Origin of the sequence: Mangrovicoccus ximenensis (genome assembly GCF_003056725.1) — a bacterium.
Taxonomy (GTDB): domain Bacteria; phylum Pseudomonadota; class Alphaproteobacteria; order Rhodobacterales; family Rhodobacteraceae; genus Mangrovicoccus; species Mangrovicoccus ximenensis.
Window position 1 is genome coordinate 33,730 of sequence record NZ_QBKZ01000004.1, and the last position, 6,392, is coordinate 40,121.

The following is a 6,392-nucleotide window of genomic DNA, read 5'->3' on the forward strand; positions in this document are numbered from 1 at the left end:
TCCGGTATTCCCTACCGATCCGGACCGGAAACGGTCCTGGGGGATGACGCCGGCTCACGGTTGCGTTGAGTGATCACTCAAACAGCGACGGGTAACCTTCCCGGGCGTATGCTCGGCAGGACAAGACCCGAAACCGGAGCCATCCCATGCGACACGACCTTTTCGGCAGCCCCGCCGCCCTGTCCTCCGCCGCTGCCCTGAGGGAGTGGAACGCGACCTGCCTGGCGTTCCTGGCCCATGGCACCGAAACCCCGGTCCATCTGGCCAAGGTTCTGGAGGCCGATCCGGGATTCGCCCTCGGCCATGCGGTGAAGGGGCTGTTCTGCATGCTGCTCGGCCGCCGCGAGATGGCCGAGACCGCGCGCGACGCGCTGTCGGCGGCCCATGCCGCGCTGTCGGCGGGCCCGGTCGACCGGCGACCGGGTGATGGCGCAGGCGCTGCGGGCGGGGCGCTGACCGCCACCGGCCCGCAACGGCGGGGCAGGACGGGATTTCCGCCGCATGTGGCGGAATGCCGCGCCCTGTGCCGTTGGCCGCCGGTTTCCCCCGCAGGTTGACAGCGGCCTGCGGCGCGCCGAACGGGTCAGGCGGCCGAAGGCATTTGTTGCCTAGGCAAATATATCGGCGCCGCCCATGGCATCGGGCGGAAGGGACGGTGCGGCCGCGCTCCGCGCCGGCTCTGCATTCGCGGGCCGGTGGAGTTGCTTTGTTAAATATCGATGTATGCATGCAAGCTTTCATTCAAAAACCATTTTCCGGACGTTAGACCGCGCGGCGCCGCCGGTCGATTGAGGCCGGACGGCCGTGAATAAAGGTTTGGACTAAAATGAAATCTTTCCTCCTCGCCGCGACGCTCGCAGTTGCCGCTCCCCTGGCGGCTTCGGCAGCTGTCGTCAACTTCGACGTCGCGGCCGATGACTATCAGGGCGGCTTCGACCGGCTGTCCGCAGGCGAAGTGTCGACCTGGAACTTCACCGCGCTCGAGGACCTGACCTTCGACGTGAGCTTCACGATCAACGGGCAGACGCAGAGCGTCAACCGGCTGTCCTACTCGGTGAACGGCGGTGCGGCACAGGAACTGACCGGAGCCGTGAGCGGCTCGGTCGGCGCCTTCACGCTGCGTTTCGAAGGCGAAGCGCTGCAGACCGGCGAGACCTATTCGGTCAGCTTCTTCGATGCCCCCGAAGACCAGCTGCAGCTCGAGGTCCTGTTCTCCGGCGTGTTCACCTCGCCGTCGGACTCGGCGGGTGCCACCCCTCCGGCGCCGCCCGCTGCCGTGCCGCTGCCGGCATCGGTGATGCTGCTCGGCGCGGGCCTTGCCGGCCTCGGTGCGGCGCGTGCGCGCAAGCGCGGCTGATCCTGCCGCTGCAAGCCATGGAAGGGACGGTCCGGCGGGACCGGCCCTTTTTTTGCGCGGCCCATCCTGCGGCCGGTCCTGCGGCCCGTCCCGCGGGCGGCAACGCAAAAGGCCCCGCATTTTCTGCGGGGCCCCTGTGGCGCGGGAGCAGGCTCCCGGACGGTCCGGCGGTGCCGGATCAGTTCTTCGACTTGTCGACCATCTTGCCGGCCGAGATCCACGGCATCATGCCGCGCAGCTTGGCACCGGTTTCCTCGATCAGGTGCTCGTCATTGGCACGGCGCGAGGCTTTCAGGAACGGCTGGCCAACCTGGTTTTCCAGCATGAAGTCGCGGACGAACTTGCCCTGCTGGATGTCGGTCAGGACCTCTTTCATCGCCTTCTTGGTCTGCTCGTAGGGCAGGATCCGCGGGCCGGTGACATACTGGCCGTATTCGGCGGTGTTGGAGATCGAGTAGTCCATGTTGGCGATGCCGCCTTCATAGATCAGGTCGACGATCAGCTTCACTTCGTGCAGGCACTCGAAATAGGCCATCTCGGGGGCGTAGCCCGCCTCGACCAGGGTCTCGAAGCCGCAGCGGATCAGCTCGACGAGGCCGCCGCAGAGGACCGCCTGCTCGCCGAACAGGTCGGTTTCGCACTCTTCGCGGAAGTTGGTCTCGATGACGCCCGAGCGGCCGCCGCCGATGGCGGAGCAGTAGGACAGGCCGATTTCCAGCGCGCGGCCGGTGGCGTTCTGGTGGACCGCCACGAGGCAGGGCACGCCGCCGCCCTTGACGTATTCGCCGCGCACGGTGTGGCCCGGGCCCTTCGGCGCCATCATGATCACGTCGACGCCCGGCTTCGGCTCGATCAGGCCGAAATGCACGTTCAGGCCGTGCGCGAAGGCGATGGCGGCGCCTTCCTTCAGGTTGTCATGGACGTATTTCTTGTAGGTCTCGGCCTGCAGCTCGTCGGGCATGGTGAACATGATGACGTCGCACCATGCTGCGGCTTCGGCGATGCCCATGACCTTCAGGCCTTCGGCTTCGGCCTTCTTCGCCGACGGGGAGCCGTCGCGCAGGGCGACGACGACGTTCTTGGCACCGGAGTCGCGCAGGTTCAGCGCGTGGGCGTGGCCCTGGGAGCCGTAGCCGAGGATGGCAACGTTCAGGTCCTTGATCAGGTTCACATCGCAGTCGCGATCGTAGTAGACGCGCATCGGTATTCCTCCGGTTTGTCGCTGTCACGTGTCCGGGCAGAATAGTCATCGCACCGGAATATGGGCTGCAATTTTCGCAGAAATGCCGGAACGTTTGATCCTTTCATTCGCCAATGACGGCTGATACGATGCATTCATGTACACGGATGACACCGACCGGCGCCTCCTGCGCCAGCTCCAGGCCGCCCCCGAGGCTGCCATTGCCGATCTGGCGGAGCGCGCCAATGTTTCTGCCGCGACGGCGCGGCGGCGGCTCGACCGGATGCGCGAGGCAGGCCTGTTCCGCGGGCCGCGGGCGGTGATCGACTGGGGCGCGCTCGGCTACCGGGTGGAGGTGTCGCTCAGGATCGCCATCGACAAGACCGTGCCGGGGGCCTTCGACGTCTTCCTCGAGGAGGCGCGCAAGATCCCGGAGGTGACCGAGATCCAGACCTTCCTCGGGCGGGTCGACCTGCGGCTCTCGGTGCGGGCGCGCGACATGGCGGATTACCAGCGGCTCTACCGCGACCGCATCCTGGCGCTGCCGCACATGGCCGACATCGAGGCGCTGGTGCGGGTCGCCACGATCTTCGAACGCGAAAGCCTGCCCTTGTGATCGAGCTCGACGAGACCGACCGGGCGCTGCTGCGCGCGCTTGCGGAGGATGCGACCGAGGGGGCGGGGGCGCTGGGGCGGCGGCTGGGGCTCAGCCAGCCCGCGGCCTGGCGGCGGATCCGGCGGCTGGAGGATGCGGGCGTGATCGCGGGCCGGGCGATCGATCTCGACCGCGAGAAGCTGGGCTTCGGCGTGACGGTCTTCCTCGGCATCAAGCTTGCCGCCAAGGGGCGCCACGGGCTGGAGGATTTCGAGCGCGCGATCTCCGCCATTCCGGAGGTGCAGGCGGTGCACCATGTGCTCGGGCGCTTCGACTACCGGCTGATCGTCACCGCCCGGGACCTGCCGGATTTCGAACGGGTGCTCAGGCGGCGGATCATGGTGCTGCCCTCGGTGGGCGAAGTGGAGGCGAATGTCCTGCTCAGCCAGGAGCGGCGGCCGGGGCCGGTCTAGCCCTTCAGGGGCGGCAATGTCTTGCGTGTCCCGGCAACCGGGTCGCGTTCCCCTGTCGGCCACGGAATTTCGGACATGCAGGCAATCGCCGCGACAAGGGCGGGTTGCGCGGGTTCTGTCGGGGTTTGCCAGCCGGCGGCCCTGGGCATGGGGCGTGGCGGTGCTCGGCGCGGGCGGGGACGAGATGGTCCGGGGCGCAGGGCAGGCGGCAGCTGTTGCGGGCCTCGATGGAACGGCGATGCCGGTGGCGGCCTGTCCCCCCGTGCGCCATCAGCCGGGCATCCGCCGCCTGCAGCGTCTTCAGATCCGGTCCTGCCCGACGCGGGCGGCGCCGCCGCGCCCGAGAAAGAGCGCCGCCGTCAAATGGGGGTCGGTCATCCTGCCTCCGGTCCGCCCGGGCGTTGTGAAGCCGGGCTGCATGACGGTCCCGAGCAGGGCGCGTGCCAGGTCCGCGGTGCAGCCTCGGCAGGGCTTCGCGCGGCGCGGCAAGTCGCGAAGCCGACAGGTTTGGCGGAAACCCGACAGGGCGGCCGATCCCGGCTTGCGGACGGTAATGTTATACTATAACAAATCTAACGGGCCGCGATTGGCCGCGGTCCGTTTCCAGACACCCCAACCTGACCCGGCAGGGCGCCTGCCGGGACCGGAGGCTTGCTGCCATGATCCCAGAGCGAAGGCTCCCCGTCACCGTCCTGTCCGGCTTTCTCGGGGCCGGCAAGACGACGCTGCTGAACCGCGTGCTCGCCAACCGCGAGGGCCGCCGCGTCGCGGTCATCGTCAACGACATGTCCGAGGTGAATATCGATGCCGACCTGGTGCGCGCCGAGGGCTCGCTGAACCGCACCGAGGAAACCCTGGTCGAGATGTCGAACGGCTGCATCTGCTGCACGCTGCGCGATGACCTGCTGGCCGAGGTGCGCCGCCTGGCCGAGGCGGGCCGGTTCGACGCGCTCTTGATCGAGTCCACCGGCATTTCCGAACCGCTGCCGGTCGCCGCCACCTTCGAGTTCCGCGACGAGGCGGGCAACAGCCTGTCGGATGTCGCCCGGCTCGACACGATGGTCACGGTGGTCGATGCGGTGAACCTGCTCGGCGATTTTTCCAGCCACGACTTCCTGTCGGATCGCGGCGAGACCTCGGGGGAGGGCGACGACCGGACGCTGGTCGATCTCCTGACCGACCAGATCGAGTTCGCCGACGTGGTCGTGCTGAACAAGGTGGCCGATGCCGCGCCGGAGCAGCGCGACGCCGCGCTGAAGATCATCCGGTCGCTCAATGCCGATGCGCGGATCCTCGAGACCAGCCAGTCCGACGTGCCGGTCAGCGCGATCCTCGAGACCGGGCTGTTCGATTTCGACAAGGCGCATGAGCATCCGATGTGGGCCAAGGAGCTTTACGGCTTCGCCGAGCATGTGCCCGAAACCGAGGAATACGGCGTCTCGAGCCATGTCTACCGGGCGCGGCGGCCCTTCGATCCGCAGGCGATCCACGAGGTTCTGAACGGCGTGCTGCCCGGCGTGATCCGCGCCAAGGGGCATTTCTGGATCGCGACGCGGCCCGACTGGGTGGCGGAATATTCCCTGGCCGGCGCGCTCAGCTCGGTGCGGCCGCTCGGCACCTGGTGGGCCGCCGTGCCGCGCGAGCGCTGGCCGGAGACGGAGGCCGCGCAGGGCTATATCGCGTCCCGCGCCGGACTTGATCCGGCGCCTCCCGGCCCCCAAGCGGCTTTGAAGCTCCCATGTCTTTCAATTGGTGCCGACGCGCTCCTGCGGCACACATAGATGGCGGCATATCTCACGGACAATGTACCACTTTATGCAGCGAACGATTTCACGTCGAGATTTTCCCTCCTTCGTCCGGCATTCTGCATAGTCCCTAGTTTTCTCGTGGCCCCGCATCCGCACGATGGCGACGCGGTTGTTCAGCCCCTTGTGCCTGCGGCGTTCGACGCCCGGCGCGATTTCGGCTTTCGCCGCGGCGCAGGAACCGAGTTTGCCGGTCACCAGGACATGTGCCAGCGCGGGAAAAGCTTGCGGAAAAGCGCTTTTCAGCATCCTTCTATGCTCCCGGCGGCTTGAACGGGCTGAGATTGTAAGGAGTGCAATCCACTCTGGAGACGTAGTTCTTGTGTGTTTCATGCGTGACTTGGGGGGGACGGCTCGAGACGACCGGCTGTGGCGCGAAAGGATAGAAGCACTTGGGGCGACAGTGGAAGAACTGTTTTCTTCCGATCCAAACGCGCGCAGAGGGCCGGGGCGCCCGGCCAAGTTTCGTCCGTGTGATGAGGCGCAAGATCGCGCCATAGGTAGAATTTGGCTTGACGGGAGCCGTACCGAAGAGGAGCGTCTTCACAGAATACGCTCCGAGTTTGGAGAGTTCGTGCCGCGGCATCGGCTAGTTTGGAGATATGGCTATCCGGCAGACCCGAAACCAGCTAGGGCATGGCCGAAGTTAACTTCGGGTGGCCGGGAATGATCCGGTTGCCGCCATTTTGGCTAATCAATCGACACCTCTATATGAACGGCCACCTGCTCAGAGACCGTTCCCGTCCGGTTGTCGAGTATGACGATGTATCGTCCGGCGAACGGTGCTCTCACTGTTAGGACGTGTGCGCCTTCGGTCGCCACTGCTGCGATTGGACGATGTTCTACTGGAAATCGTGCCGCTTCCGCTTCGGTCATGAGACTGACTTCAAGGAACGCGCCTGTTTGCACGGAGATCCGCACCTCGGACGTTTCAGGCACCCCCGTGAGGCGCACTGCTCGGTAGGCTCCAGCGGGAACCTTG

At 66.5% G+C, this 6,392-nt stretch carries 7 protein-coding genes; 5 read left to right on the plus strand and 2 right to left on the minus strand.

Annotated elements, in window-relative coordinates; genetic code table 11:
* The first annotated feature begins 146 nt into the window (after window positions 1–146).
* Both C7T91_RS09295 and C7T91_RS09300 read left to right on the plus strand, forming a co-directional pair.
* Complete coding sequence (locus tag C7T91_RS09295; RefSeq protein WP_108258995.1) at window positions 147–557, plus strand: hypothetical protein; 411 nt, start codon at window positions 147–149, stop codon at window positions 555–557.
* A 269-nt stretch (window positions 558–826) separates the two neighbouring features.
* Window positions 827–1,357: a VPLPA-CTERM sorting domain-containing protein gene (locus C7T91_RS09300; RefSeq protein ID WP_108258996.1), complete on the plus strand. Its 531-nt coding sequence runs from the start codon at window positions 827–829 to the stop codon at window positions 1,355–1,357.
* A gap of 178 nt (window positions 1,358–1,535) precedes the next feature.
* On the opposite strand, the gene ilvC is transcribed toward C7T91_RS09300, so the two are convergent.
* A complete protein-coding gene (ilvC, locus tag C7T91_RS09305; RefSeq protein WP_108258997.1) occupies window positions 1,536–2,558 on the minus strand; it encodes a ketol-acid reductoisomerase in 1,023 nt (340 codons plus the stop codon).
* 136 nt (window positions 2,559–2,694) lie between these two features.
* Here ilvC and C7T91_RS09310 point away from each other — a divergent pair, with 136 nt between their 5' ends.
* The 3 genes from C7T91_RS09310 (at window position 2,695) to C7T91_RS09320 (ending at window position 5,386) form a co-directional block, all read left to right on the plus strand.
* Complete coding sequence (locus C7T91_RS09310; RefSeq protein WP_108258998.1) at window positions 2,695–3,153, plus strand: Lrp/AsnC family transcriptional regulator; 459 nt, start codon at window positions 2,695–2,697, stop codon at window positions 3,151–3,153.
* On the plus strand, window positions 3,150–3,605 hold the full coding sequence (locus C7T91_RS09315; protein ID WP_108258999.1) for an Lrp/AsnC family transcriptional regulator: 456 nt from the start codon (window positions 3,150–3,152) through the stop codon (window positions 3,603–3,605). Before C7T91_RS09310 ends, C7T91_RS09315 begins: the two co-directional genes overlap by 4 nt.
* A gap of 662 nt (window positions 3,606–4,267) precedes the next feature.
* Window positions 4,268–5,386: a GTP-binding protein gene (locus C7T91_RS09320; protein ID WP_108259375.1), complete on the plus strand. Its 1,119-nt coding sequence runs from the start codon at window positions 4,268–4,270 to the stop codon at window positions 5,384–5,386.
* On the opposite strand, the gene C7T91_RS31515 is transcribed toward C7T91_RS09320, so the two are convergent.
* Complete coding sequence (locus tag C7T91_RS31515; protein ID WP_145962825.1) at window positions 5,351–5,659, minus strand: hypothetical protein; 309 nt, start codon at window positions 5,657–5,659, stop codon at window positions 5,351–5,353. The two genes, C7T91_RS09320 and C7T91_RS31515, sit on opposite strands and share 36 nt — an antisense overlap.
* Window positions 5,660–6,392 lie beyond the last annotated feature (733 nt).

Excerpts from the sequence above, each read along its gene's own strand:
- C7T91_RS31515 (WP_145962825.1), bottom strand. The coding sequence starts at position 5,659 with ATGCTGAAAAGCGCTTTTCCGCAAGCTTTTCCCGCGCTGGCACATGTC.
- C7T91_RS09310 (WP_108258998.1), top strand. The coding sequence starts at position 2,695 with ATGTACACGGATGACACCGACCGGCGCCTCCTGCGCCAGCTCCAGGCC.
- C7T91_RS09295 (WP_108258995.1), top strand. The coding sequence starts at position 147 with ATGCGACACGACCTTTTCGGCAGCCCCGCCGCCCTGTCCTCCGCCGCT.
- C7T91_RS09300 (WP_108258996.1), top strand. The coding sequence starts at position 827 with ATGAAATCTTTCCTCCTCGCCGCGACGCTCGCAGTTGCCGCTCCCCTG.
- ilvC (WP_108258997.1), bottom strand. The coding sequence starts at position 2,558 with ATGCGCGTCTACTACGATCGCGACTGCGATGTGAACCTGATCAAGGAC.